33 protein-coding genes are annotated in these 25,363 nt (G+C 65.8%); 16 read left to right on the top strand and 17 right to left on the bottom strand.

Annotation, left to right across the window (positions count from 1 at the left end; all coding sequences use genetic code 11):
* Nucleotides 1-406 precede the first annotated feature (406 nt).
* Nucleotides 407-2,386: a threonine--tRNA ligase gene (thrS, locus tag E4S58_RS02120; protein WP_136634670.1), complete on the top strand. Its 1,980-nt coding sequence runs from the start codon at nt 407-409 to the stop codon at nt 2,384-2,386.
* 165 nt (nt 2,387-2,551) lie between these two features.
* Here the strand turns inward: thrS and E4S58_RS02115 are convergent, their stop codons facing one another.
* Together E4S58_RS02115 and E4S58_RS02110 are read right to left on the bottom strand one after the other, a co-directional pair.
* Nucleotides 2,552-3,193, bottom strand: coding sequence for an NrsF family protein (locus E4S58_RS02115; RefSeq protein WP_136634669.1), 642 nt, complete (start codon nt 3,191-3,193; stop codon nt 2,552-2,554).
* Nucleotides 3,193-3,753 carry a sigma-70 family RNA polymerase sigma factor gene (locus E4S58_RS02110; protein ID WP_136634668.1) on the bottom strand — a complete coding sequence of 187 codons (561 nt, stop codon included), beginning with the start codon at nt 3,751-3,753 and terminating at the stop codon, nt 3,193-3,195. The genes E4S58_RS02115 and E4S58_RS02110 overlap by 1 nt, the downstream gene beginning before the upstream one ends.
* A 169-nt stretch (nt 3,754-3,922) precedes the next feature.
* Between E4S58_RS02110 and E4S58_RS02105 the strand changes: the two genes are divergently transcribed.
* The 4 genes from E4S58_RS02105 (at nt 3,923) to E4S58_RS02090 (ending at nt 6,588) form a co-directional block, all read left to right on the top strand.
* Entirely contained in the window at nt 3,923-4,249 is a 327-nt protein-coding gene (locus tag E4S58_RS02105) for a BufA1 family periplasmic bufferin-type metallophore (RefSeq protein WP_136635790.1), read from the top strand.
* Nucleotides 4,250-4,424: 175 nt separating this feature from the next.
* Nucleotides 4,425-5,276 (top strand): MNIO family bufferin maturase, encoded by an 852-nt coding sequence (bufB, locus tag E4S58_RS02100; RefSeq protein WP_136634667.1) that lies wholly within the window; start codon nt 4,425-4,427, stop codon nt 5,274-5,276.
* Complete coding sequence (locus E4S58_RS02095; RefSeq protein ID WP_136634666.1) at nt 5,273-6,028, top strand: HvfC/BufC N-terminal domain-containing protein; 756 nt, start codon at nt 5,273-5,275, stop codon at nt 6,026-6,028. Before bufB ends, E4S58_RS02095 begins: the two co-directional genes overlap by 4 nt.
* Nucleotides 6,025-6,588, top strand: a complete 564-nt coding sequence (locus tag E4S58_RS02090) for a DoxX family protein (protein WP_136634665.1) — start codon at nt 6,025-6,027, stop codon at nt 6,586-6,588. The genes E4S58_RS02095 and E4S58_RS02090 overlap by 4 nt, the downstream gene beginning before the upstream one ends.
* Here E4S58_RS02090 and E4S58_RS02085 read toward each other — a convergent pair.
* Both E4S58_RS02085 and E4S58_RS02080 read right to left on the bottom strand, forming a co-directional pair.
* Nucleotides 6,539-6,907 (bottom strand): hypothetical protein, encoded by a 369-nt coding sequence (locus E4S58_RS02085; RefSeq protein ID WP_136634664.1) that lies wholly within the window; start codon nt 6,905-6,907, stop codon nt 6,539-6,541. The two genes, E4S58_RS02090 and E4S58_RS02085, sit on opposite strands and share 50 nt — an antisense overlap.
* Nucleotide 6,908: 1 nt before the next feature.
* Nucleotides 6,909-7,223 carry an ArsC/Spx/MgsR family protein gene (locus tag E4S58_RS02080; protein WP_136634663.1) on the bottom strand — a complete coding sequence of 105 codons (315 nt, stop codon included), beginning with the start codon at nt 7,221-7,223 and terminating at the stop codon, nt 6,909-6,911.
* 180 nt (nt 7,224-7,403) lie between these two features.
* Here E4S58_RS02080 and E4S58_RS02075 point away from each other — a divergent pair, with 180 nt between their 5' ends.
* Nucleotides 7,404-7,610, top strand: coding sequence for a cold-shock protein (locus E4S58_RS02075; RefSeq protein ID WP_136634662.1), 207 nt, complete (start codon nt 7,404-7,406; stop codon nt 7,608-7,610).
* Nucleotides 7,611-7,661: 51 nt separating this feature from the next.
* Here the strand turns inward: E4S58_RS02075 and E4S58_RS02070 are convergent, their stop codons facing one another.
* From E4S58_RS02070 to E4S58_RS02045, 6 genes are all read right to left on the bottom strand, one after another.
* Complete coding sequence (locus tag E4S58_RS02070) at nt 7,662-7,952, bottom strand: hypothetical protein (protein ID WP_136634661.1); 291 nt, start codon at nt 7,950-7,952, stop codon at nt 7,662-7,664.
* Nucleotides 7,953-8,091: 139 nt separating this feature from the next.
* A complete protein-coding gene (locus E4S58_RS02065; RefSeq protein WP_205965339.1) occupies nt 8,092-8,376 on the bottom strand; it encodes a hypothetical protein in 285 nt (94 codons plus the stop codon).
* 81 nt (nt 8,377-8,457) lie between these two features.
* Complete coding sequence (locus tag E4S58_RS02060; RefSeq protein ID WP_136634660.1) at nt 8,458-8,871, bottom strand: DUF2177 family protein; 414 nt, start codon at nt 8,869-8,871, stop codon at nt 8,458-8,460.
* 694 nt (nt 8,872-9,565) lie between these two features.
* Nucleotides 9,566-10,348: a DUF6602 domain-containing protein gene (locus E4S58_RS02055; protein ID WP_136634659.1), complete on the bottom strand. Its 783-nt coding sequence runs from the start codon at nt 10,346-10,348 to the stop codon at nt 9,566-9,568.
* Between the two features lie 44 nt (nt 10,349-10,392).
* Nucleotides 10,393-10,863, bottom strand: coding sequence for a dihydrofolate reductase (locus tag E4S58_RS02050; RefSeq protein WP_136634658.1), 471 nt, complete (start codon nt 10,861-10,863; stop codon nt 10,393-10,395).
* Nucleotides 10,860-11,651: a thymidylate synthase gene (locus E4S58_RS02045; RefSeq protein WP_136634657.1), complete on the bottom strand. Its 792-nt coding sequence runs from the start codon at nt 11,649-11,651 to the stop codon at nt 10,860-10,862. Before E4S58_RS02045 ends, E4S58_RS02050 begins: the two co-directional genes overlap by 4 nt.
* A gap of 207 nt (nt 11,652-11,858) precedes the next feature.
* Between E4S58_RS02045 and E4S58_RS02040 the strand changes: the two genes are divergently transcribed.
* The 5 genes from E4S58_RS02040 (at nt 11,859) to E4S58_RS02020 (ending at nt 16,127) form a co-directional block, all read left to right on the top strand.
* Nucleotides 11,859-12,854, top strand: a complete 996-nt coding sequence (locus E4S58_RS02040; RefSeq protein ID WP_136634656.1) for a thymidylate synthase — start codon at nt 11,859-11,861, stop codon at nt 12,852-12,854.
* Nucleotide 12,855: 1 nt separating this feature from the next.
* A complete protein-coding gene (locus E4S58_RS02035; protein ID WP_136634655.1) occupies nt 12,856-14,217 on the top strand; it encodes a tetratricopeptide repeat protein in 1,362 nt (453 codons plus the stop codon).
* Between the two features lie 70 nt (nt 14,218-14,287).
* Nucleotides 14,288-14,716 carry a VOC family protein gene (locus tag E4S58_RS02030; RefSeq protein WP_136634654.1) on the top strand — a complete coding sequence of 143 codons (429 nt, stop codon included), beginning with the start codon at nt 14,288-14,290 and terminating at the stop codon, nt 14,714-14,716.
* Complete coding sequence (locus E4S58_RS02025; protein WP_136634653.1) at nt 14,713-15,411, top strand: DUF1194 domain-containing protein; 699 nt, start codon at nt 14,713-14,715, stop codon at nt 15,409-15,411. Before E4S58_RS02030 ends, E4S58_RS02025 begins: the two co-directional genes overlap by 4 nt.
* Nucleotides 15,396-16,127, top strand: a complete 732-nt coding sequence (locus E4S58_RS02020) for a DUF1194 domain-containing protein (RefSeq protein WP_136634652.1) — start codon at nt 15,396-15,398, stop codon at nt 16,125-16,127. Before E4S58_RS02025 ends, E4S58_RS02020 begins: the two co-directional genes overlap by 16 nt.
* A gap of 258 nt (nt 16,128-16,385) precedes the next feature.
* Here the strand turns inward: E4S58_RS02020 and E4S58_RS02015 are convergent, their stop codons facing one another.
* The 3 genes from E4S58_RS02015 to E4S58_RS02005 all read right to left on the bottom strand — a co-directional run bounded on the left by E4S58_RS02015 (nt 16,386) and on the right by E4S58_RS02005 (nt 17,635).
* Complete coding sequence (locus E4S58_RS02015; RefSeq protein WP_136634651.1) at nt 16,386-16,886, bottom strand: MarR family winged helix-turn-helix transcriptional regulator; 501 nt, start codon at nt 16,884-16,886, stop codon at nt 16,386-16,388.
* Between the two features lie 80 nt (nt 16,887-16,966).
* The gene (locus tag E4S58_RS02010; RefSeq protein WP_136634650.1) at nt 16,967-17,236 is read right to left on the bottom strand and encodes a succinate dehydrogenase assembly factor 2; all 270 of its coding nucleotides are present in this window, start codon (nt 17,234-17,236) and stop codon (nt 16,967-16,969) included.
* A gap of 3 nt (nt 17,237-17,239) precedes the next feature.
* Nucleotides 17,240-17,635 (bottom strand): helix-turn-helix domain-containing protein, encoded by a 396-nt coding sequence (locus tag E4S58_RS02005; RefSeq protein ID WP_136634649.1) that lies wholly within the window; start codon nt 17,633-17,635, stop codon nt 17,240-17,242.
* Nucleotides 17,636-17,722: 87 nt separating this feature from the next.
* Between E4S58_RS02005 and E4S58_RS02000 the strand changes: the two genes are divergently transcribed.
* The 4 genes from E4S58_RS02000 (at nt 17,723) to E4S58_RS01985 (ending at nt 20,601) form a co-directional block, all read left to right on the top strand.
* On the top strand, nt 17,723-18,925 hold the full coding sequence (locus E4S58_RS02000; RefSeq protein ID WP_136634648.1) for a pyridoxal phosphate-dependent aminotransferase: 1,203 nt from the start codon (nt 17,723-17,725) through the stop codon (nt 18,923-18,925).
* Entirely contained in the window at nt 18,925-19,314 is a 390-nt protein-coding gene (locus E4S58_RS01995) for a bleomycin resistance protein (RefSeq protein WP_136634647.1), read from the top strand. Before E4S58_RS02000 ends, E4S58_RS01995 begins: the two co-directional genes overlap by 1 nt.
* 187 nt (nt 19,315-19,501) lie before the next feature.
* Nucleotides 19,502-20,086: a VPLPA-CTERM sorting domain-containing protein gene (locus E4S58_RS01990; protein WP_169052577.1), complete on the top strand. Its 585-nt coding sequence runs from the start codon at nt 19,502-19,504 to the stop codon at nt 20,084-20,086.
* A gap of 101 nt (nt 20,087-20,187) precedes the next feature.
* On the top strand, nt 20,188-20,601 hold the full coding sequence (locus E4S58_RS01985; RefSeq protein WP_136634645.1) for a hypothetical protein: 414 nt from the start codon (nt 20,188-20,190) through the stop codon (nt 20,599-20,601).
* Between the two features lie 19 nt (nt 20,602-20,620).
* On the opposite strand, the gene E4S58_RS01980 is transcribed toward E4S58_RS01985, so the two are convergent.
* The 3 genes from E4S58_RS01980 to E4S58_RS01970 form a co-directional block, all read right to left on the bottom strand.
* Complete coding sequence (locus E4S58_RS01980; protein ID WP_136634644.1) at nt 20,621-21,982, bottom strand: MATE family efflux transporter; 1,362 nt, start codon at nt 21,980-21,982, stop codon at nt 20,621-20,623.
* A gap of 90 nt (nt 21,983-22,072) precedes the next feature.
* Nucleotides 22,073-23,020, bottom strand: a complete 948-nt coding sequence (locus E4S58_RS01975; protein ID WP_136634643.1) for a nickel/cobalt transporter — start codon at nt 23,018-23,020, stop codon at nt 22,073-22,075.
* Nucleotides 23,002-23,646, bottom strand: a complete 645-nt coding sequence (locus E4S58_RS01970; RefSeq protein WP_136634642.1) for a DUF1007 family protein — start codon at nt 23,644-23,646, stop codon at nt 23,002-23,004. Before E4S58_RS01970 ends, E4S58_RS01975 begins: the two co-directional genes overlap by 19 nt.
* A gap of 242 nt (nt 23,647-23,888) precedes the next feature.
* On the opposite strand from E4S58_RS01970, the gene E4S58_RS01965 reads away from it, so the two are divergent.
* Entirely contained in the window at nt 23,889-24,857 is a 969-nt protein-coding gene (locus E4S58_RS01965; RefSeq protein WP_240789432.1) for a cyclase family protein, read from the top strand.
* Between the two features lie 72 nt (nt 24,858-24,929).
* Here E4S58_RS01965 and E4S58_RS01960 read toward each other — a convergent pair whose 3' ends face one another.
* Nucleotides 24,930-25,325, bottom strand: coding sequence for a RidA family protein (locus E4S58_RS01960; protein WP_136634641.1), 396 nt, complete (start codon nt 25,323-25,325; stop codon nt 24,930-24,932).
* Nucleotides 25,326-25,363 lie beyond the last annotated feature (38 nt).

The raw sequence follows: 25,363 nt of genomic DNA, 5'->3' as shown, positions 1-25,363 counted from the left end.
TGGCTGAAATTCGTGAAGACAGGGTGGGCGGATGACGGGCTGTCGTCATCGAAATGGAGTGGGTCGTTCTGAACCGCGGGTCGCCGCGGCGGTCTTGAAATCAACTCTGAAATACCCGTAGCGCCCCGGTTGCTCCGCTCATCACGGACCGTGGCGCGTCCCGTCTTCCACAGCACCCTGCCTTCGCAAGGGCAACGCCACGGCCAAGGGCAGGTTCCCGCCGAAGGGGCAGAAAACCGAAAAACACTGTCAGGTGAGGCCGTTGCACGCGGCAAAACCGACGCCATGCCGTGGTTGCACAGGCAATCGCGTGTTGACAAGACCGCGCCGTCCGCGCACCTATGCCCGCGAAACCATACCCGCAACCGGGCGTTCCGTGGGCGCCAAACCGACGAGGAGGACAGACATGTCCCAGATCACCCTCACCTTCCCCGATGGCAACTCCAAACAGGTCGACGCCGGCATCACGCCCGCGCAGGTGGCCTCTGACATCTCGACCTCGCTTGGCAAGAAGGCGATCAGCGCGACCGTGAACGGCGCGCATTACGATCTGCAGTGGCCGATCGAGGACGACGCCGAGATTGCCATCCACACCCTGCAGGACGACGATCAGGCGCTAGAGCTGATCCGCCACGACCTGGCCCACATCATGGCCCGCGCCGTGCAGGAGATCTGGCCGGACGTGAAGGTCACCATCGGCCCGGTCCGCGATCATGGCTGGTTCTACGATTTCGACCGGGCCGAGCCCTTCACCCCCGAGGACCTTGGCCAGATCGAAGCCAAGATGAAGGACATCATCAACGCCCGCGACGCGGTGAAGACGGAGGTCTGGTCGCGCGCCGATGCCATCGCGCATTACGAGAAGACCGGCGAGCCCTACAAGGTCGAGCTGATCAACCGCATCCCCGGGGACGAGCCGATCCGCATGTACTGGCATGGCGACTGGCAGGATCTGTGCCGCGGCCCGCACCTGCAGCACACCGGCCAGGTGCCCGCCGACGGATTCAAGCTGACCCACGTGGCCGGCGCCTACTGGCTGGGCGACAGCACCCGGCCGATGCTGCAACGGATCTACGGCGTGGCCTTCAAGGACCGCAAGGCGCTCAAACAGCACATGCTGATGCTGGAAGAGGCCGAAAAGCGCGACCACCGCAAGCTTGGCCGCGAGATGGACCTGTTCCACATGCAGGAAGAAGCCCCGGGCCAGGTGTTCTGGCATCCGAACGGGTGGACCATCTATACCGAGCTTCAGGACTACATGCGCCGCAAGCAGCGCGCGGGCGGCTATCGCGAAATCAACACCCCGCAGGTCGTCGACCGCAAGCTGTGGGAGGCCTCGGGCCACTGGGACAAGTACCAGCACCACATGTTCGTCGTCGAAGTCGACGAAAGCCGTGACGGCGAAAACGACGATGCGGAGGCCAAGAGCCGCGAACACACCCGCATCAACGCGCTCAAGCCGATGAACTGCCCCTGCCACGTGCAGGTGTTCAACCAGGGTCTGAAATCCTATCGCGACCTGCCGCTGCGGCTGGCCGAATTCGGATCCTGCGCGCGGTTCGAACCCTCGGGCGCGCTGCACGGGATCATGCGGGTGCGTGGGTTCACCCAGGATGACGCGCATATCTTCTGCACCGAAGACCAGATCCAGGCCGAATGCGCCCGGTTCATCGACTTCCTCGCCAATATCTATGCCGAGCTTGGCTTCCCGGAATTCGAGATCAAGTTCGCCACGCGCCCCGAAAAGCGGGTCGGCACCGAGGAAAGCTGGGACTATGTCGAGAACGCGCTGGAAAACGCCATCAAGGCCGTGGGCCGCGACTATACTCTGGAACCCGGCGATGGCGCCTTCTACGGGCCCAAGCTGGACTTCTACCTGACCGACGCGATCGGCCGGGTCTGGCAGTGCGGCACCTTCCAGGTCGACCCGAACCTGCCCGAACGCCTGAACGCCAGCTATATCGCGGCGGATGGCGACAAGCACCGCCCCTACATGCTGCACCGTGCGACGCTTGGGTCGTTCGAACGCTTCATCGGCATCCTGATCGAGGAACACGCAGGCAAGCTGCCCGTGTGGCTGGCCCCGCGCCAGGTCGTCGTGGCCTCGATCGTGTCGGATGCGGATGACTACGTGCGCGAGGTCGTCGCGGCCCTGACCGCCGCCGGTGTCCGCGCCGAGGCGGACCTGCGCAACGAGAAGATCAACTACAAGGTCCGCGAGCATTCGCTTGGCAAGGTGCCCTACATCCTTGCCGTCGGCGCGCGCGAGGTCGAGGAACGGTCGGTCTCGGTCCGCAAGCTGGGCGAGAAACAGACCTTCGCCGCCAGCCTTGACGAGATCGTCGCGCAGCTGAAGGGCGAGGCGACCCCGCCGGACATGCGCTGAGCGTCAGATCCCCGATGTTTCAGGAAAGGCCGGTCCCGCGACCGGCCTTTTTGCTGCCCTTTCGCAGTCATGAACGTTCTCCTGCGACGCCGCCTTGATGCCCCTCAGGCGCCCGTAGGGTGCGTGCTTGCACGCACCGCCCCCGTCACCCGTCCGACCGTCGCCCTACCAGCGCAGCCACTTGCCGCCCGCCCAGGCGCCCAGCCCGGCGGTGAAGATGATGCCAAGCGAATACCACGTCGCGTAGAACAGCGGGCTGTCCTCGGTGCAGAAGGTCGAATAGAGCGCCGTCGCCAGCCCCGCCGACGCCAGCCCGGCCAGCGCCCCCGCCAGTTGCGGATCGACCGGCGCGCCCCGGCGCAGGGCAAAGATCAGCCCGCCGAGGATCGGCAGCGACAGCACGTTGATCGCAGGCAGGCAGACCGGGATCGAATGGCCCAGGAAATCCACCAGCCGTTCGCCCGGGGGCGTCGCAACAAAGGCCCAGACAAACAGCGCTGCGGCCATCAGCGGTACCAGCCAGACCAGCCGCGCGGCCTTGCCCATGGCGGCGCCGGGGCGCACGCGACGCAGGCTCAGCACCAGCGCGAGGGCAAAAAGCCCTAGCGGCAGCAAGGTTTTGGCCAGCACTACGGGATCCTGCCAGCGGATCATCAGGTCCGCGCGGGGGCCCAGTGCCAGCAGGTAGAGGATCAGCGCCCCGACAAACCCGAACGCCACGCCCAGCACGGCCTGCTGCGCCACGGGGGCGGCGGGGGGCGGGGCGGCGTCTTGGGCCAGCAGGGAGATCAGGTCATCGGTCTTCATCAGCTCGTCTTGTCCAGATGCGGGTGGGCATCGCCCTCCGCCAGGTCCTTCAACCGGACCAGCGCGCGGTGATAGGCCACCCGGACCGCGCCGTCCGTCATGTTCATCTCGGCGCCCACCTCGGCGGCGCTGCGTCCCTCGACCCCCATGGCCCGCACGATCCGGGCCGACCGGTCGTCGATCCGGTCCAGCAGGACCGACAGGTCGCGGGCGGCGGTGGCCTCTCCGGCCTCTTCGGGCAGGATCTCGGCCAGGTCGTGGATCGGCACCTGCGGCCCCTGACGGCCCCGCCTGCGCCCCGCGTCCGCCGCCTTGTAGCGCGCGATCGCGTAAAGCCACGGCGTCACCGGTTCGTCCTCGCGCCATGTATGGCGTTTGGCGTGAACCGCAAGAAGCACCTCCTGCACGATGTCCTCGGCATCTTCGGCACCGCCGGTGCGGGCGCGCACGATGCCCCGGATGACCGGGGCGATTTCACCAAGGAAGGCCCCATAGGCGGCACCGTCCCCGCGCAGGCCCCGGCGCAGAAGATCGCTCCAACGGTCGTTGCGATCCGGCATTCCCCTCTCCATTCGCGCATCCCGGGGCAATCGTTACAGCGAACCGATTAAAATTGGAAATATCCTTCACTCGTTCGTGAGCGATGTAACGGACCCTCCCCGGCCCGCGAATGGGATAGCACGGTCGCCAATTCCGGTGCCGCACCTTTGCAAGTTTCCAACGGAGGAAATCATGAAAACGAACAAAGCCCTCGTCCTGACCGCATTCGCCGCCGCCGTGTCCGCCACCGCCGCTGCCGTTCCGGCAAGCGCGGCCGACAACGTCAAGTGCTTCGGCGTGTCGATGGCCGGCAAGAACGACTGCGCCGCGGGCCCGGGCACGACCTGCGCCGGCACCTCCAAGGTCGACTACCAGGGCAACGCCTGGACGCTGGTGCAGGACGGCACCTGCGAAAGCGCGGAACCGGTCCTGGCCGACGGCACCAAGGTCATGCTGCCCGAAGGCAAGATGGGCAGCCTGAGCGAGTTGGACCGCGACCTGCCGATGGAAGGCTGAGGCCTTTGGCGCGGGGCGGGGATGATCCTCCGCCCCGTGGCTTCGGCGACGCGGTCGGCGGGGTGAACCCCGCCCTACACGCCAGCGCATTCGTAGGGCGGGGTTCACCCCGCCGCTACTCCCCGCAGCCACTCCTCCACCCGCCACTGATCTTGCGCCCAGACAGGAGACCCCGATGCATCACCCCCTGCCCCCCGCGCCCGGCGTCGGGTACAAACCGCAGCACTATGCCGACATCATGGCTGATCCCGGTGCCGTCGGATGGCTGGAAATTCACGCCGAGAACTACATGGGCGATGGCGGCCGTCCGATCGCGCAGCTGCGTCACCTGGCCGAGCGATTTCCCATTTCCGTGCATGGCGTCGGCCTGTCGATCGGCGGCGAGGGGCGCCTGGATCCGGACCACCTGGCGCGGCTGAAACACCTGTGCGACTGGCTGAACCCCGCCAGTTTTTCCGAACACCTGGCCTGGTCGACGCATGACGGGGCCTTCCTGAACGACCTGCTGCCCCTGCCCTACACCGCAGAAACGGTCGCCCGGGTGGCCGATCACATCGACGAGCTGCAAGAGATGCTTGGGCGGCAGATGCTGCTGGAAAACCCCTCAAGCTATCTCGCCTTCACCGAGAGCACGATGACCGAGACCGAGTTTCTGGCCGAGGTCGTGCGCCGCACCGGTTGCGGGTTGCTGCTCGACGTGAACAACGTCTTCGTCTCGGCCACGAACCTGCGTCTGGATGCCCGGCAGTACATCGCCGATTTTCCCATGGACGCGGTCGGAGAGCTGCACCTTGGCGGCCATGACGAGGATGAAGACGACCACGGCGCGCCGCTGCTGATCGACAGCCACGGGCGCGCGGTCGCGGATCCGGTCTGGGCTTTGCTGGACGACGTGCTGGCCCGGCGCGGACCTGCGCCGTTGTTGATCGAATGGGACACAGACGTGCCCGACTGGTCCGTTCTGGCGGCCGAGGCCACACGCGCAGAGAACGCGCTGTCACGGGCCGCCGAAAGGGCCGCCGCATGACGGACCAGTCCACATTCCGCGCGGCGCTGAGCGATCCCGGAATGCCGGTCCCGCCCACGCTGACCGATGGCACGGGGCGGCCCGCCGGGCGGCGCTTTGCGGTCTATCGCAACAACGTCGCGGTCAGCCTGACCGAGGCGCTGATCGACGGATTTCCAGCTTGTTACATGGTGCTTGGTGACGATCAGTTCCGGGGGATGGCGGCGGTCTACCTGCGGGCCCACCCCCCGGAATCTCCTCTCATGGCGCGGTTCGGCATGGCGCTGCCCGCCTTTCTTGATGCCGCGCCTCAGGTTGCGCGGATGCGCTGGATCGGGGATCTGGCCCGGCTGGAGCTTGCCCTGCGCGACAGCTATCACGCCGCCGATGCGGACGCCCTGACACCTGCGATGTTATCTGCGATCCCGCCCGAGGATCTGGGCGACACGCGGTTTGCGCTTGCCCAGTCGTTGCGGCTGATCCGGTCCGACTGGCCCGTCTGGTCGATCTGGCAGCGCACCCGGGACACAGAGGCGCCGCAGGCGACGCCGGGCGCGCAGGACGTGGTGATCCTGCGCCCCGGCTATGACCCCGCGCCACACCTGCTGTCGACGGGGGATGCGGAGTTCATCGACGCCCTCGCCCAAGGGTCGCCGTTGTCCACGGCCGCCGAGGCCGCCTGCGCCGTGGCCCCTGACCACGACCCGACCGCGATCCTCACGCTGCTGATGCAATCGAACGCCCTGATCCAAGCCCCCGGAGGCCCCAGATGACCGACCCGACAGCCCCCCTTGCCCGGCTCAGCCCGCTGTTGCCGCTTCTGGCCCGTTTCACCTTTGCCGCCGTGCTGCTGCCCTATTTCTGGGCCTCGGGACTGACCAAGCTGGGGTCGGGTCTGTTCGGGATCTTCTCGCCCTCGCTCGGGGCCTATGCACAGATCTTTCCCAAGGCGACCGAGGCCGCGGGCTATAACCCAGACAACCTTGGTGTCTTCCACTGGGCCGTGGTCACGGCGGGCACCTGGGCCGAATTCATCCTGCCCGCGCTGATTGTTCTGGGCCTGCTGACCCGGCTTGCCGCGCTTGGCATGATCGGTTTCGTGGTGGTGCAAAGCCTCACCGACCTTTACGGGCACGGCGCGATCGCGCATCCCGAAACACTTGGGGCGTGGTTCGACAAGGTGCCGGATGCGTTGATCCTGGATCAGCGGGCCTTCTGGGTGACGCTGCTGGCAACGCTTGTCGTGCTGGGCGGCGGCGTGCTGTCGCTGGACCGGCTGGTCTTCAGAAATGCGCCTTCGGTTCATCCGGGCGCCCTGCAGCCAACGCCATGATCCCGGCCACGCCGCAGAAGGCCATGGGCCAGAGGGTGAAGAACCCAAGGCCCATCCCCATGTACATGCCCACGACCGACACGATCAGAAGCAACCCGCCGACAAGGGCGCGATGCGGCGCCATGCCTGCCCCGGCCAGGGCCAATATCGGCGCGATCACCGAAGCGGCGCGGATCGCATCGACGTTGGCCACCTGTTCGAACAGCCCCTCGACCTCACCGAAGTGGTCGATCGCGGTGGTGTAGCCATAGCTGACGATCCCCACGAGCAGCCCCATCAAACCACCGATCAGGCCAAGGATCAGCGCCGCGCTGCGCATCTCAGACGCCCATTTCGGTTTGCGCGGCCTTGGTCCAGCCCAGCACCATCCGGTCGCCGTCGACAATCAGCGGGCGCTTCATCAGGGTCGGATTGTCCTGCAGTAGCTCCAGCGGGGGCCGGGCGCGGGCGGCATCGTCCAGCCCCCGCCAGGTGGTGGATTTGCGATTCACCAGCGCCTCTCCGAAGGTGTCGAGCGCGGTGGAAAGAATCGCAGGCGGCACGCCCGAATCCCTGACATCGACGAATTCCGCATCCGGCAACGCCTTGCGCGCGGCGCGGCAGGTGTCACAATTTTTCAGACCATAGAGCTGCATTGTTTCCGTCCGTTTGGGCGTTTGTGATGACATAGGTAACAATCGGCCCGAATTCATCACCGTTTTGCTTGATTTTTACATGGGCTCCGCAGTCTCCTGTCCGTGATCGGGACGTTTGCGGCCCGGTCCCCCTTCGCTGATCTGCAGGGGAAGTATCGAAGTACCAGAAGGAGACGCGGCATGCCGAATGGCACCGTAAAGTGGTTTAACACGACAAAAGGCTACGGCTTTATTGAGCCGGAAGACGGGGGCAAGGACGTGTTCGTCCATATCTCCGCCGTGGAACGGTCCGGTTTGACGGGCCTGGCGGACAATCAGAAAGTCACGTTCGAACTTCTCGACGGGCGCGATGGCCGCAAGATGGCCGGAGACATCAAGCCCCTGTGATATCGTCATGCCCTGTGCGTGACCTCATGCCCAACGCGTGACCCGGGCGCTTCAGGCCGGGTCTTTTCGGCCGGTGTCCGTCCAGGCCTCTCCCATTGCCACGATGCAGCTTTGACCGCTGGCATAGGTGATGACCATCGTCCAGTCTCCGCGCTGGTCGGTCCAGACCTCGACCACCTGTTCGGGGCCGCGCAGGCCCATGCTCTGACGTTCGCTGCGCAGCTGGCGGGTCAGCTTTTCCTTCATCCGCGCGGTCGGCTCGCAGATCACCTCTGCGATCGGGTTGGCCATCGCGGGGCTGCACAACGCCAGGGTCAGGGTCAGACAAACGGGACGCAACATCTTGGGCCTGCTTTCGGTTCAGCCCCAATGTAACAGATTCAAGACACCCGGGCGAAGAAAATCGCCACCCTGCGCCCCCGAAAAGCGCACATGAAAAAGGCGCCCCGGAGGGCGCCTTGAAGCAACAGTCGCGACCGCGTCAGTAGCGGGGGGATTTCGACCCGTCCCACCCCTGCGGCGACTTCGATCCGTCCCAGTGCTGCGCGCGATAGACGCGGCGGGGGGCCGGATGGGCCTGGTACTGCGAATAGGTCACCGACTGGTTCGGCACGCCGCAGCAGATCACGCCGCCCATCTGGATGGGCTGAAGCCCTTCGGGGCAGTAGTTCGCCTTGGCGGGATAGGGGAAAAGCTTGGCGTCCGCGGCCGCCGGTGCGGCCATGGCCAAAAGCCCGAAGCCCGCGGTGATAAAGAGTTTCTTCATATGGCTGCCCTCGTCGGAAATGCCGTCTGGCTGATTGGCGCCAGATTAACAGCCCCCTCCGAAAAGGCAAAAGCAAATGCGTCAGTCGGGCGCGCCGCCGAAAATCGCCCGGGTGATGAGCACCCCCAGCCAGGCCGAGGTGCCGGTCAGCACCGTGCCCCAGATCAGGTCGACCGCGACCATCTTGGGCGCCCAGTCCTTGAGCGTGGCGTAATTCGTGAATTCGTAGGTGCCATAGGCCATCGCCCCGATCAGGGCCCCCTGCAACAGCGCCTGCACCGGCACATCCTGCTTGAGCGCGGGCAGCGACACGAACCAGATCACGCCACCGACGTAGAACAGGTAGAACACGGCCGCCGGGGCCAGCCGCAGATCCTCGAGCAGCAGGTCCGAGATCCGCGTCTCAAACAGCGGCCGCATCACGTTCTTCAGCATGATCGCATCGAGGCCGAGGAAGATCAGCGCGGTGGAAAGGTAGAGTGTCAGGGTTTGCATGGGCGATTTTTCCGATGGTGTCACACTGTGTACGGCCGGGACGGAAAAGTGGATTGATCCTTGGCTGGCACCGCGTCGAACCTTGCAGCGCGGCATCACGCGAATACCGCTTGTGTCGCCGATGCCCGGTAGGGCGGGGTTTACCCCGCCGACGCGATGCGAGCGGGGCCATGGCGGGGTGAACCCCGCCCTACACGGATCGGAGCGTGCGGCGGACGTTCGCCAAAAGCGATGAGGGCCGCGCCCGACCCTGGGGTGAGAGGCGTCTCGGAAACGCTCCGGCGGAGCGTTTCCGCCTCGAACGCGCGAAGCGCAGGGGAGTGCTTTAGGACGCTTCTGGTCTGCGGTTTATCTCAGAAGCATTTTGGTTTGGTTGAGTCGTGGATGACGTCGCCAATGCGCACTCCCGGGGGAGGGGTGAGGGCCGGTCCGCGTAGCGGAGGGCCGTCCAGTGGACGGACCGAGGCCCAAACGGGCGGAGCCCCGGCGGGCGCGGGTCAGAGGCGGTGAGGGTCGCGCGCGACCCTGGGAGGGCGCTTCGGGGCGATTGTGGTCTGCGTTTTATCTCAAAAGCTTATAGCTGGGGTTTTGCGGCGGGAGACGTCGCCAATGCGCCCTCCCGGGGGAGGGTCGGGCGCGGCCCGGGGCTGGTCGCCCCGGGAAATCGCCTAAAGATAAAGTGTTCAAAATCTCTTCAACCAAGTTGAAGAAGGATTTCGTCTACTTCAGGGACGTGCTTAGCGCTTTGCGTCCCAAAGCTAATGTAACTCGAAAGGACGTTTCCTCCAATAGCGGCCTCACTCATCGGGTACTTCAGGAAGATTGAAAGAAAAAAACCAAATGAATTTTCTGAAACCGGAACCCAAATCATTGATCTCTGCTTATCGTTGATGTGCAAGCTGTTCGGAGCCACGTTTATCAATACTCCGCCATGATTGACAACAATCATATCGAACTGCTGAGACCTCGGAACATTGAACTCCAAGTAATAATCGCACACCTCGCGAATTAGCTTCTCGTAATCTGAGTATGTGCGAGTAGCAAATATGATAAATGGAATTCTATGAGCAAAGTCTTTTGCGGACATGTCTTCACGCCCTTCAAACGCCCAAGTCAAATCCAATAGACCAGTGCGTTGCCTAAATATTTTCTTCACCGAAATCCCTTGCGCCAACGCACGCCTAAGCTCAACCTTATTAGATATATCAGGCTTTACTTCTATGGCGGCATCTACACCTTCGGCCAAAATCAAACTGATGTCACCGTTCTGATCAACCAAAGAGGGATGACCAGAACTCAAAACCACACAATCGATGGATTGTGACTTATAACCATCAACCCCAACCAAACCTCCTTTTGCAATTCTTTGGCCCGGCATAAGGTAGCGCGATAGGACTCTCTGAAAATGCCCTTCCCTTCTATCAGAGACGTCGGAGGGCGTGCCTCTGCCTTCGAAACTGGCTCGTTGAAAGAACATTCGCAGCTCATCGGACTCCGATTTCAGATAATCCCTTAGACCACTCACCTCCCCAACTCCCTTACCAAATATCCCAATTCCCCCTCGCCCGGCAGGGATGAGATCTCCCGCCACTCTCCCTCATCCACCTCGGGAAACCACGTATCCGCGCCCTCGACCGCGCAGTCGACCTCGGTCAGCAGCAGCCGGTGCGCCAGCGGCAGCATCTCGCGATAGATCCCCGCCCCTCCGATCCCGTACAGCCGGAAATAGCCCTCTGCACGGGCCAGCGCGACGGCCTCGGCCACCGATCCGACCACGTGTTCGGCCAACGAAGGATCCCGCGAGACGACGATATTCAGGCGCCCCTTCAAAGGCTTGACCGGCAGGCTTTCCCATGTGGCGCGGCCCATGATGACGGCGCCTCCGGTGGTTTCGCGCTGGAACATCTTCAGATCGCCCGGCAGGTGCCAAGGGATGTCCCCGTCCCGACCGATGGCGCCGTTGCGGTCGCGGGCGACGATGAGGGTGATCATACCGCCACCGGGGCCTTGATCGCCGCGTCGGGGGCGTAACCCTCGAACACGAAATCTTCATACCTGAAGTCGAAGATGGACGAGACCTCGCGCGTCAGCCGCATGGTCGGCAGCGGATGCGGCGTGCGGGTCAGCTGCAGGGCCACCTGGTCCATGTGGTTGGAATAGATGTGCGCGTCGCCGATGGAATGCACGAAATCGCCGGGCTCATAGCCCGTGACATGGGCCAGCATCACCAGCAGCAGCGCGTAGGAGGCGATGTTGAAGGGCACGCCCAGGAACATGTCGGCCGAGCGCTGGTAGAGCTGGAGGTGCAGCTTGCCTCCCGCGATCCGCACTTGCCAGAGCGTGTGGCAGGGCGGCAGCGCCATCTGGTCGACCTCGGCCGGGTTCCAGGCCGAGACGATCAGGCGGCGCGAGTCCGGGGTCTTGCGGATCATCTCGACCAGCTTGGCGATCTGGTCGACCTCGCCCACGGGAGTGGGCCAGTGGCGCCACTGGTAGCCGTAGACAGGGCCGAGGTCGCCGTTCTCATCCGCCCATTCGTCCCAGATGGAGACGCCATTTTCCTTGAGATACCGGATGTTGGTGTCGCCCGACAGGAACCAGAGCAGCTCGTGAACGATGGATTTCAGGTGCAGCTTCTTGGTGGTGACCAGCGGAAAGCCCTCGGACAGCGGATAGCGCGCCTGCAGCCCGAAATAGGAGGTCGTGCCGGTGCCGGTGCGGTCGGTCGAGGGGGTGCCATGCTCCAGCACGGTGCGAAGCTGGTCGTGGTATTGGCGCATGAACGGATCCTCCGGCGGCGTCTGGTGATTCCCAAGGGTGGCGATAGCTACAGTATATAGCGGGGCGCCCGGGCAATCACCACCAGATACGGTAGGGCATTTGGGCCGCACCATGGCGCATTCACCCTTGCAGGATTGACTTTGCGGCACATCCGGTTGATCTTGCCTGCAAAACAATGCGCCGCAAATGGCACATGAGGCAGGCATATGATCAGGAAAACAACGGCAGCTCTGCTGGCGATGCTCGCCATGGCGAGCTGCGGAGGCAACGGCACCAATCCGTTCGACAACACCGACGATGGCGGCGGCACGGGCACCCCGGGCGATGACACCGTCAACGGCATCCCCGCGTCGCTTGCGAACAATCTGACAAACGCGGTCTACGATCCCGACAGTGGCACGCTGAGCCTGACGCTTGAAGGCTTTGACGCCACCCCGATCGTGGCGAGCTTTCAGCGCAACGCGGCGCTCGATGTGAACGGCTACCAGGCCTACACCTTGCAGGATGACCCGCTGGACCGCCACTTTACCGCGCTGACCCGGCGGTCGACCGACCCGGGCCAATCGGTGAAGGCCGGGGTCGCGGGTGATGGCGGCCAGTTCAACTATTTCTATTCGGGCGGCTACTATGAACGCTCGGGCACCTACAGCGCGCCGTCTTCGGGCGGCCAGCCGCAGGGGCTGGTGTCTTATGCGGGGGACTACGTCGGGGTCACGAACCTGAACGTCGATGCCGCCTCGCCCGCCAACGACCTGCAGACGGTTGCCGATCCGACCGTGCCGACCGTGAACCGGCCCAGCCAGGCGCGGCGCGTGACCGGCGACATCTTCCTGAACGTCAGCTTCGGCGACAATTCGGTCAACGGCAGCATCAGCAACCGCCAGATCCTTGACGGCGATCCGGCGGTGAACGGCGGAATCCTGGCCGTGCCGGACATCGTGCTGGTCCAGGGCGAAATCGACGGGACGACAGGCACCTTCACGGGGTCCGTGGAACATGCCGGACGCACCGGGACCACCATCGGCGGCTTCGGCGGGATCTTTGGCGGCGTGGCTGCCACGGCCGTCGGCGGTGTCGTGACGGTCGACCAGATCGACATCAGCGATGGACTCGGGCTCGAGAACGAATTCGAACGCGGTGTCTTCGTGCTTGATCGCTGCGGTACGGCTAACGACGATCCGATCTGCAACAACGTGAACTAGGGTGCGACGCCTCGCGCTTGCCCTGACGGTTCTGGCCGGGCTGGCAGTGACGCCTGCCCGGGCGGACCAGGTCAGCGTGGCGCAGGCCCGCGAGATCGGGGTGACGGCGCTGATGCAGGGCCGCACCGACCTGGCCGAGGAGGTCGCGACAGGCCTGCTGCAGCGCGACCCGAAAGACGCCTTTGCCCACCTTCTGCTGGCCCGCGTCCGGGCCGCGCAGAACCGCCCCGAGGAGGCCCGGCGCGCCCTGCGCCATGCCTTCCGCGCGGCCGACAAGCCGATGCACAAGTTCCAGGCGGCCCAGATGGCGGCCCGCCTGGCCTATGAAGACGACAGCCTGACGGCGGCGCAAATCTGGCTGCGGCGGTCGCTGGCCTTCGCGCCGACGAAGCAGCACGAACAGGTGGTGGTGCGCGATTATCGCATCCTGCGCGCCAAGAACCCGTTGCACTTCGACATGGACGTGTCGATCGCGCCATCGTCGAACGTGAACAACGGGGCGGAAAGCGCGGTGTCGGTGATCGAGGGCCTTCCTTTCGTCGGGCAGCTGAGCCCCTCGGCCCAGGCGCTGGCGGGTACGGTGGCGACGGCCGAGGCGCGGGTGAGGTTCCGGCTGGCCGGATCACCACAGGCGCGCACGGATGCCTCGGTCACACTTGGCACGCGGCAGGTGCGGCTGAACGCGGCGTCGCGCGCGGCGGCGCCTACTGTGACCGACGACGACCTGTCCTCGATCACCGCCGAGGTCGGGCTGACCCACCTGCGCAAGCTGGGCCCGGTCAGTCTGCGCGGCGAAGCCAGCGTCGCGCGCAGCTGGCAGAATGGCGCCCCCCGCCAGGATGTCGTCACCACCGGCCTGACCTTCGGGCGGGCGATCAGCGACGGCCTCAGCCTGCAGGGCGGAATCAGCCGCGACTGGCGGATCGTGCAACCGAACCGCGCCCAGGACCAGCAGGGCTGGACCGCGCGCGGCGGTCTGGGCTTTGCGCTGGCGCAGGGCGGCAAGCTGGACCTGGCCGTCACCTACCGCGTGGCCGACAGCGGTGACGCCAACCGACGGTCCGACCGCTGGCTGGCCTACGCCAGCTATCGCCCCAAGGACAGCATCGGCCCTGCGGACGTGGCCCTGCGGCTGGGCGCGGCGGGCGAAGGGTTTCCCGATTATGCCGTCGGGCTTTTCGCCGTGCCGGGGGGCCGCAACGACCAGACCTGGTTCGCCAATGTCGACATGGTCTTCACCGAGTACGACTATGGCGGCTTTGCCCCGTCGGTCACGCTGTCGGCGCAGCGCACGACGTCGAACGTGTCGCATTTCACCAGCAGCCAGATGGCGATCAGCCTGGGTATCCGGTCGGCCTTCTGACGCCGCTGCCCCCTCGACAGCCGGGCAAAGGGGCCTATCCTGCGTGGGATACGGCAACAAGGAGCCCGCAATGAAAGTTCGTTACCTGCACACCATGGTCCGCGTGAAGGACCTTGAGAAAACCATGGCCTTCTTCGAACTGCTCGGGCTGAAGGAAACCCGCCGGATCGACAACGAACAGGGCCGGTTCACGCTGGTCTTCATGGCGGCCGAAGGTCAGCCGGACACGCCGGTCGAACTGACCTACAACTGGGACGGCGACGATGCCCTGCCCTCGGACAGCCGCCATTTCGGACACCTCGCCTACCGGGTCGAGAATATCTACGACATGTGCCAGCGGCTGATGGACGCCGGGGTCACGATCAACCGCCCGCCGCGCGACGGTCACATGGCCTTTGTCCGCTCGCCCGACAATATCTCGATCGAGCTGCTGCAAGAGGGCGGATCGCTTGAACCGGCCGAGCCCTGGGCCAGCATGGAAAACACGGGGCACTGGTGATCCACGCCCTCGCCGCCGCACTGCTGGTGCTGCAGGCTTCGGCCGCGGCGGCGCAGTGTCGGCTGGCGTTGGTGCTGGCGATGGATGTCTCGGCCTCGGTCGACGCGCAGGAATACGCCCTGCAACGCGACGGACTGGCCCGGGCGCTGGATGCCCCCGACATCCGCGAGGCGATCCTGACCGGGGCACCCGGCCACGTGAGCCTCGCCATCTATGAATGGAGCGGACGGTACCAGCAGACCGTCATGCTCGATTGGACGACGCTGGACAGCCCCGCCGCGCTGGACCGCGTGGTGGCCCATGTCGCAGGGGCGCGGCGGTCGTGGAAGGATTACCCGACCGCCATGGGCTATGCCCTTGGATATGCAGCACGATTGTTTGAAACCGCCCCACCCTGCGACCGCCGGGTGATCGACGTGTCGGGCGACGGGCTGAACAACGAAGGCTTCCTGCCCGACCGCGCCTATGCGCATTTCCCGTTGGACGATGTCACAGTCAACGGCCTGGTCATCGAGGGCGCGGATGCGGGCCTGATCGACTTCTACCGGGCCCAGGTCCTGCGCGGCCCGGGCGCGTTCCTCGAGGTCGCCCGCACCTTTGACGAGTTTGAGGCCGCAATGGCCCGCAAGCTGCTGCGCGAGGTCGGCGGCATGATCCTGGGATCGACCGGAGGCCAAGCATGGCCGCCCGGTTAGCTGCGATCGCGCTGATGCTCTGGGGTGCGGCCTCGGGCGCGGTGGCGGAGTGTCGGCAGGCCCTGATGCTGGCGCTGGATGTGTCGGGGTCGGTCGATCAGCGCGAATATCGGCTTCAGCTGGACGGGCTGGCCAATGCACTTCTGGATCCGCAGGTCGTCGCGGCGCTGGAGGCGATGCCCGGCGCGCCGGTCCGGCTAGCCGTGATGGAATGGTCGGGGCCCGATTTCCAGCGGATCGTGCAGCCCTGGGTCGACCTGCCGGACGTGGCCGCAGTGATGGCCCTGGCCGCACGGCTGCGCGCGACCGCCCGGGTCGAGGCCGACCTGTCGACGGCCATCGGCGCGGCGCTGCTTCGGGCGGGGGCCGAGGTGCAGGCCCAATCCGATTGCTGGCGGCGGGTGATCGACGTGTCGGGCGACGGCAAGTCCAACACCGGCCCCCTGCCCGGCTCCGTCGGCGCGGTGCTGGACGGGGTCACGGTCAATGGCCTGGTGATCGGAGAGGCCGTGCCCACGGCCGGCGAAGGCCGCAGCGAGGGGATCGCGGCGCTGACCGCCTATTACCGCGCCTACGTCCTGCGCGGCGAGGATGCCTTTCTGGAAACGGCGGCCGGGTTCGAGGCCTTCGAGGCCGCGATGGTCCGCAAACTGCTGCGCGAGCTTCAGGTGGTGGCCGTGTCGGACATCGACACGCGGCGTTTGCAGGAGCGGTGAGCACCGAGCGGAGCAACCCCGCCGAGACACACCGGGTCACTTAAGCACCGGACCACAGGACCACCGGACCACCCAACAGCCCAACAGCCCAACAGCCCAACAGCAAACGGGCCGGTGTCAACACACCGGCCCGCTACCTTTCACTCACGTAGCCATCGCACCCCGCGACGGCCCCAACTGGATGTGCCTGCACAACCATTTCCCAAAGTCCTTTCTGGACAGACACCAACCAAGGGTGGACCTGGGGTCCGTGTCAGATCAGTAGATGTACCGGATCTGATCGGACCAATACCGTTCGACGCGGCGGAGGGAGGATGTGATCAGGTCGATCCCCCCGGCGTCCAGAATTTCGCGCCGCGCGATTTCGTCAGCGTGGCGGGCAAAGAGTTCCGAGACGGTTTCCCGCACCTCCCGACCCTTGGGGGTCAGGCGGACGCGGACCGAGCGACGGTCGATTTCGCACCGCTGGTGGTGCATGTAACCCATCTCGACCAGCTTCTTCAGATTGTAGCTGACGTTGGAGCCCTGGTAGTAGCCCCGCGTCCGCAGTTCGCCTGCCGTCACCTCGTTGTCGCCGATGTTGAACAGAAGCAGCGCCTGCACCGCGTTGATGTCCAGCACGCCGACCCGCTCGAATTCGTCCTTGATCACATCCAGCAACAGCCGGTGCAGCCGTTCGACCAGCGAAAGACAATCCAGATAGGTCGCCAGAAAGGCCTCTTGTCCTGCCGGGCGCGGCGCGGGGTCATACATCGACATCGTCAGTTTCCGTTTCCGTCACTTGCTGCAGGACCGAAACTGACCGAAAAAACCGAAAAAACCGTTAAACCGAAACCGGTTTATGCAGCGGGCCCGCGCTCGGCCTCGGCGGCGATGCGCGCGATCAACGGGGCAAGGTCGCCCGGGGCGCCATCCTGGCCGGTGATCCAGCGATAGAGATCTTGGTCGTTTTCCTCAAGGACACGGTCCAGAAGGTCCAACTCGGCCTCGTCCATCGCATCCAGATGCGCCTCGGCGAAGCGCATCATCAGGATGTCCATTTCCTTGGTGCCCCGGCGCATCGAACGCATGCGCATCCGCTTGAGACGGGTTTCGCGGGGCTCTGCCATGGATCAGGCTTCCTCTTTCAGTTTCGCGCGCAGGCGCTTTTCCAGGATCGCGAGCCGGCCGACCTTGGCGTCCAGATCGGCGCGCAGGTCGCGCAGTTCGGCCAGGATCGCCGATACGTCGCCCGACAGCTCGCTCGCCTCCGAGGGCGGTTCGACGCCCTCGCCTTCGCCGGTCAGCAGCCAGGGCAGCGATACGCCCAGAAGGCCGCTGAGCATCGACAGGCGGTTGGCACGCGGTTCGGACTGGTCTTCCTCCCAGCCGCGCAGGGTCGAGGCCTTGACACCCAGGCGGCGGGCGAGGTCGGCCTGGGACATGCCCGCGGCGTCGCGCGCGGCGGCCAGCCTGTCGCCGAAGGTGGCGCTGTCCGCGCTGAACCAGTCGTAAGAATCGTTGGTCATGCCGTCTTCCTCTCCGAACCCGCTTGAGGGGCCTTGCAGATGCTTCTATGACAGGGCCGTCCGAAACTCAAACCCTTGGGGGCCCCGATGCCTTTCCTCTCCGACACCCTGTCCCGCGTAAAACCGTCGCCGACCATCGCCGTGACCAACAAGGCCCGTGAACTGAAGGCGGCCGGCAAGGACGTGATCGGTCTGGGGGCCGGTGAGCCCGACTTTGACACGCCGGAAAACATCAAGGCTGCGGCAATTGCGGCGATCAATGACGGGAAAACGAAGTACACCGCCGTCGACGGCATCCCCGAACTGAAGGACGCGATCTGCGCGAAATTCAAGCGTGACAACGGGCTCGACTACACCGCAGACCAGGTGACCGTGGGCACCGGCGGCAAGCAGGTGCTCTACAACGCGCTGATGGCGACGCTGAACCCGGGCGACGAGGTGCTGATCCCCGCGCCCTACTGGGTGTCCTACCCCGACATGGTGCTGCTGGCCGGCGGCACGCCGACCTTCGTGGAAGGCCAGCTGCAGACGCAGTTCAAGATCACGCCCGAACAGCTGGATGCGGCGATCACCCCCAAGACCAAGTGGTTCATCTTCAACTCTCCGTCGAACCCGACCGGCGCAGGCTACTCCCGCGAAGAGCTGAAGGGCCTGACCGACGTGCTGAAGAAGCACCCGCATGTCTGGATCATGACCGACGACATGTATGAACACCTGGCCTATGACGATTTCGAATTCTGCACCCCCGCGCAGGTCGAACCCGCGCTTTACGACCGCACCCTGACCGTCAATGGCGTCTCCAAGGCCTATGCCATGACCGGCTGGCGGATCGGCTATGCGGCCGGCCCGAAAGAGGTCATCAACGCGATCCGCAAGATCCAGTCGCAGTCGACCTCCAACCCCTCGTCCATCTCGCAGTGGGCGGCGGTCGAGGCGCTGAACGGCCCGCAGGATTTCATCGCCGAGAACAACAAGACCTTCGTGCGCCGCCGCGACCTGGTGGTCGAGATGCTGAACGCCATCGACGGCATCACCTGCCCGGTGCCCGAAGGCGCGTTCTATGTCTATCCGTCGATCGCGGGCCTGATCGGCAAGACCACCCCGTCGGGCGTGAAGATCGAGGATGACGAGGTCTTCGCGACCGCGCTGCTGGAGGACAAGGGCGTGGCCGTCGTTTTCGGCGCGGCCTTCGGGCTGTCGCCCAACTTCCGTGTCTCCTACGCGACCTCGGACGAGGCGCTGAAGGAAGCCTGCACGCGCATCCAGGACTTCTGCGCGAGCCTGAGCTGATGGCAGGCGCGGGCGATCGGGTCACCGCCAATCTGCCCGCGAAAGATTTCGATGCGACCGTGGATTTCTACGGTCGCATGGGCTTCGATGTCGACTACCGCGACGATCACTGGCTGATCCTGCGGCGCGATGCGTTGGAGATCGAGTTCTTCCCGCATCCCGAGGTCGACCCGAAATCCAGCTGGTTCAGCGCCTGCATCCGGGTCGATGATCTCGAGGCGTTTCACGCGGAATGGCGCGCGCTCGACCTGCCGCGCGATCACACCTCCATTCCCCGGATCACTGGCATCATGGACCGCCCGCCGGTGCCACGCATGTTCGCCCTGATCGACGCGGACGGATCGCTTCTGCGGGTGCTTGAGAACGACAAGACGTCTGCGACCGCATAATTTCAGTGCGGTGTGATGCGCCGCGTCGTCCGGTTTTCCAGCGCACCACCCTGATCCGCCACCACGCGACATATTCCATGATGATCCGTCCCCCACGCCGGTTCACAAAGGGTCGCGCGCGATGCCGTTTTTTGCTAGGACCAAGGCAGGCCCCATATTTCGGGCGCCGTCGATCAGGAGATTTCAGATGCGCTTATTTCACGGGATCCTTCCCGCCCTCGCCCTGCTTTGCGTTGCCTCCGTGGCGCAGGCGACGATCTATCACTACAAGCTCGACAGTACCGTGGACTTTGGCGGCGACAGCTACCGGTTGCCCGGTACGCTCAGTGGGTCGTTCTATTACGACACGGCGACCGGCGTGGCGTCGCACGGGACTTTCACGGTCACCGGCACCGGCGATACAGGCACGGGCGACAACAGCCGTGCAGGCACCTACACGACACTGGTCCAGACCTACCCGAGATACGTGGGCTTCACCCGCACCGGCACCGGGCCGGACTTCACGCAAGAGCATATGGTCTGGCTGCATTCACCGAACTTCTTCGGCAGCGCGCTGACGCTTGATCTGGATTCCGTGTACCTGTCGACGTGCACCACCGCGCCCTGCGATACCTTCACGACCCGCTACAGCGTGACCACCTCGGGACCGCATCAGCTGATCGGAACGGTCGTCGACGCCCTGCCCGGTGTCCCGCTGCCTGCCGGATTGCCTTTGCTGGCGACGGCCCTTGCCGGTGTCGGTCTGCTGCGCAGGCGGGCACAGCGGCGCTGATCCCCACGCAGTCGCCCGGCCCCTGCACGGCGGGCTGGCACTGGACCTGACGGCCTGATAGCAGAAAGCCACAGTAGCCAGACACCACACGGATCCGAGCGATGAGCACCGAACTTCCCCCGTATTTCTTCCGCGTTCGCGAAAACGGGGCCTTCGTCTTCCGCGTCACCGCCGCCGACCGCGCCCGCCGGATCGAGATGGACCAGATCGCCGTCGTCAACACCCGCAACGGAGAGATCAAGCCCAACGGTGACCGAGAGCTGACCGAGGCCGACATGGCGGCGATCCGGACCTGGGTCGACGACCGGATCGAAACGCTCGCCTACCGCGACATCGACGACATCCTGCGTGCCGTCGACACCCTGAACCAGACCGCGCACTGGGCGCAGTCCAAGGCGACGGACGAACAGCTTGATCTGGTGACGGACGCGATGCTGCTGGCGATGCACGACCTGCGCACGGTGCTGGTGCGCAAGAAGGCGGATCGGGTGCTCAAGTCGCGCGGCATGGCCTGAGGCCGGTGCGCGCCGCGCTTCAGCCGCGCGCGACCAGCCCGGGATAGACCCGCCGCCAGAACCACAGCATCAGCAGCACCGCCGCCACCGCGAGGCCCGCGGCCAGGCCGAGCCAGACGCCAACGCCCTCGAGCCCCGCCGGGAAGCCCAGGCCATAGGCGATCGGCAGGCCGACGATCCAGTAGCTGATCGAGGCGATGACCATGGGCACGCGGGTTTCCTGAACGCCGCGCAGGATCCCGATTGCAAGTACCTGCAGCGCATCGACCAGCTGGAACAGCGCCGCCGCCGCCAGCAGCACGGTGCCGATGGCGATCACCGCGCCGCGTTGCGGGTCGGCGGGATCCAGGAACAGGCCGATCAGCGCCTCGGGCAGGGTCAGGAAGATCACCACCGTCACCCCGACCGCCGCGAGCGACAGGGCCGTCGCGGTGATCGCGCCTTCGCGCAGGCCGGTCCAGTCCGCCTGCCCCATGGCCCGCCCGGCGCGGATCGTGGCCGCGTTCGACAGCCCCAGGTGCACCATGAATGTGACCGAGGCGATCTGCAGCGCAATCCCATGCGCGGCCAGCGGCACCTCGCCCAGCCAGCCCATCATGACGGACGAGGCCGAGAAGAGCCCGACCTCGGCCAGCGTCGTCATCCCGATCGGCACGCCCAGGGCGAAGACACGGCCGAAGGCCTCCCAATCCGGGCGCCACATGCGCTGGAACATGGTGTGTTCCGGCAGGCGCCGGACGATGTAGACGACCAGCAGCAGCATCGAGGCCAGCTGGGTCACCACCGACGCCCAGGCCGCGCCGCGGATGCCCAGTTCGGGGAAGCCGAGGTTGCCGAAGATCAGCAGCCAGTTCACGCCCGCATTCACGAAGACCGCCGCGATGGTGACCCAGAGGATCACCCGAGTCATCTCGAGCGCCGAAAGGAAGCTCTTGAACACCATGACCACGACGGCGGGCAGCAGCCCGAAGCCGGCGATCCGCAGGTAGAGGCCCGCGCTGATCGCGATCTCCTCTTCCTGACCGATGGCGCGGAAGATGGGTTCCGAGAAGAACATGACCGGGAAGGTCAGCGCGGTGTAAAGCGTCACCAGCCACAGCGCCATGCGCGTGGCGCGCCGGGCCTGCGTGGTGTCACCGCGCCCCTCGGCTTCGGCCACCAGCGGCGTCACGGCCCAGGCAAAGCCCGACCCGGTGATGAAGATGATGAAGAAGAACCCGCCCGCCAGCACCTGCGCGGCCAGTGCGGTCACGTCGTACCAGCCCAGCATCACCGCATCCGTCAGGGTGATCGCGAACTGCGCGACGTGGCTGCCGACAAGCGGCAGGCCAAGCGTCAGAAGGGCCCGGACATGGGTGCGGAAGGCGGCGGCGGTGATCATGCCGACCCCATACGGTGGCGCAGGGGATGCGTCCAGCACGGGACGCCCTGCCCGGGGTGCACGGGCGTTCTTGCGCGCCCGATGGTGGCCTTAAAGCAACCGTATGGCCAGCGACAGCGCGGCGAAGGCCACCAGCGCGCCCGCCGCCAGTTCGGTCGCCGCCGCGATGCGGGCTGCGGTGGCGGGATCAGGCAGGGCGGCACGCAGACGGTCGACCGAGGCGCGGCGCAGCCAGACCGAGGCGAGCGCGGCAATCACCGTGACCAGCCCGGTGCCCAGCCCCATGGCGAAGGTGCCCGCGATCCCGGCCGGAAAGATCCCCATCCGCCAGGTGATGATCAGCAGGAACAGCGCGCCGGTGCAGGGCCGGATCGCCACCGCGCCCACAAGCACCAGGGCATCGCGCAGGCTGTGAACCTGTTCTGCCTGCGCGGGTGTCGGGCCGTGGGCGTGGCCGCAGGTCGGACAGGTCTCGTCATGATGGTGATGATGGGGGGTGTCGTGGTCGTGGTGAGCCGCGTGCCCGCAGGCCGCACCCGGTCGCCGCAATCCCCGCACCCCGCGCAGCACCAGCCACAGCCCCACCCCCGCCACGGCGAGGTAAGACACCAGCGACAGCGCCCCGTCGGCCAGCCCGGTCACCTGCGTGCGCGTCCAGGCCAGCAGGCCGAGGCCCGCGCCGACCATCAGGACCGCCATGGCTGATTGCGCCAGCGACGACGCCAGCGCCAGTGCCGACAGTCGCAGCGCCGGGACCGCACGGCCCAGCCCGTAGCCGCCGATCAGCAGCTTGCCGTGCCCCGGCCCGGCGGCATGGAACAGACCATAGAGGAAGGCGACGCCCATCAGCCCGGCCAGCGCCCCCGGGTCGCCCTGCTTGATCGCGCGGACGCCTCGGGCGATGGCATTCTGCGCCTCGCGCTGCCCCTCGGCGGCCCAGACGGCCAGCGAATCCAGCCCGCCGGACATCCAGAGCCACAGCGCCACACCCGCCGCCACGACAAGCGGCAGGGTCCAGATCAGCCCCCGGGCGCGCATGTGATCGTCACCGTCTCGGCAAAGACATGGCCCAGCAACGGCACCTCTTCCGCATCCTCGGGGAATTCCGACATCAGATCCTGCGCCTCGCGATAGGCGGTGTCCTGATCGGGGCGCGTAACCTTGGCCTGGCAGGGGGGTGGCAGGGTCACGCCCAGGGTCAGGTCATAGGCGGTGTAGAATTCGGGATCGAAGGCGCGCAGCACCAGCCCCTCGGCGGGCACGGGCGTCACCAGATCGCGGCGGTGGCGCGACACCAGCCGGGCGTCCTGCGTATCGGTCGACAGCGGCACGGGGGCGGCCAGGGCCACCGGCTGGCCAGTGGCGTCGGTGAGGTAGAGGTCGCCCTCGTAGCCCTCCATCCACTGCATGTCCCAGCCGTCGATCTGCGGCTTCTCGGCTTCGGTCAGAACGCCATCGCCGTCGTCGTCCAGCCCCATGTCCTGCAGGATCAGCAGCGAATAGAGATCATCGTATTTCCACGTCACCTCGACCCCCGTCACCTGCCCGTGACTGTCGAAGATCAGGGTCAGGCCGGTATCGACGAAAACATGCGGATGCGCGGCCAGGCCGACCGGGGCGGTCAGGGCAAGGCAGAGCGTCGAGAGGCGAAGAAAGGCGCGCATGTGCAAGCCCTAGCCAGAGCGCGGGCGACAGGCAAGATCGGGCGCGTGTCACGGCTGCGCGAGGCCGGGGTTTGCCATCGGTGTGCCACCTCGCGCGCCCAGGCGCCGAGCCCCGCCGATCTGCCGCGCCGCGGCGTGACAAGGGCCCCGCGCTTACCTAAGGTCAGTCCTGTGCGCGGCCCCGTGGGGGAATTGCCCTTCGGGAGGAGACGGGCCGCGTGACAGATAGCGGAGGAGACCACATGATTTCAAAGATGAAACCGGCTGCGGCCGGACTGGCTTTGTGCGCGCTGTTGTCAGGCGGCGCGGTTGCCGAAAGCCACGCCAGCATGGACTGGACCAAAAGCAAATACGGCCCGGATGACGAAATCGGCGCAGCCAACCTTCTGACCCCGGACCGCGCCAAGGCGGCGGCGGGGCTGGTGACGACCGGCAAGACCTATTCGCTTGGCCTGACGCTGGACAGTTCGGTCCCGGCCTTTGCGCCCCGGTCGATGTCGATCGCCATCCTGCAGCCGGGTCAGGTCAACAACTCGGGCCTCGGGCCGACCAACACGACCTATAACGATGACATCTTCATGGGCTGGCTGGGCATCGGCAGCCAGATCGACGGGCTGGGCCATATCGGGGACGACCACACCTATTACAACGGCAACAAGGGGTCGGACTTCGTGATGGCCGACGGGATGACCAAGTTGGGCATCGAAAAGGTACCGCCGATGGTCACGCGCGGTGTGCTGCTGAACATGGCCAAGTTCTACGGCAAGGACATCCTTGACGAAGGCACCGCCTACACGCGCGAAGACATCACGGCCGCCGCCGAGCAGCAGGGCGTCGAGATCCGCGAAGGCGACGTGGTGCTGTTCCACTCGGGCTGGCTGGACCTGCTGAAGGAAGAAACCCGCGACGCCACCCGCTATGGGTCGGTCGAGCCGGGGCTGGGCAAGACCGGCGCGGAATACCTGGCGGAAATCGGCGTGGTTGCCGTGGGGGCCGACACCTGGGGGCTTGAGGCCGTGCCCTTCGAGGAAGGCGTCGGCGTCTTCGAGGTGCACCAGATCCTGCTGGCGCACAACGGTATCTACATCCTTGAAAACATGGTCACTGAAGAGATGGCCGCCGATGGCGTGACCGAGTTCATGTTCGTGCTCGGCCAGGCCAAGGTGCGCGGCGCCGTTCAGATGATCATCAATCCGGTCGCGATCCGGTAGGAGGCTACGGAGCGCGGCAGGTGTGGCGGGCGGTCCTTCGGGGCCGCCCGCTTTTGCTGGGAACCCGGGCGATCAGGTGGCGGCGGTGGCCTCGATTTCGATCATCAGGCCGGGCATGGCCAGCGCCGCGACCCCCAGCAGGGTCGTCGGCGGGGTGGCCCCCTGCGCCCCGAAGCGCGCGCCCAGCAGGTCGAAGTTGGCCATCGCCTGCTCCATGTCCGTGGTGTAGATCCCCAGCCGCGTCACGTCGCGCGGCCCGGCACCCGCGGCGTCCAGCACCGCCGCCAGGTTGTCGAGCGCCAGCGCCAGCTGTGCCCGCATGTCGCCCGGGTGCTGCACCTCTCCGGCGGCATTGACCGAGGTCTGGCCCGAGACGGTGATCTGGCGGGTCGCGCCTGTGACGATCTCGGCCTGGTTGTAGCCGACCTTGAGCGACCAGTCCCAGGGGTTGATTGCGGTGCGTTCCATGAAATGTCCTTTCGGTTTGGTGTCTGACACCAGAAACC

Source organism: Pseudooceanicola onchidii, from assembly GCF_004959925.1.
In the GTDB taxonomy this organism is placed as follows: Bacteria; Pseudomonadota; Alphaproteobacteria; order Rhodobacterales; family Rhodobacteraceae; genus Pseudooceanicola; species Pseudooceanicola onchidii.
The sequence above is the reverse complement of the archived record's forward strand: the minus strand, read 5'-3'. Positions and strand labels throughout refer to the sequence as shown.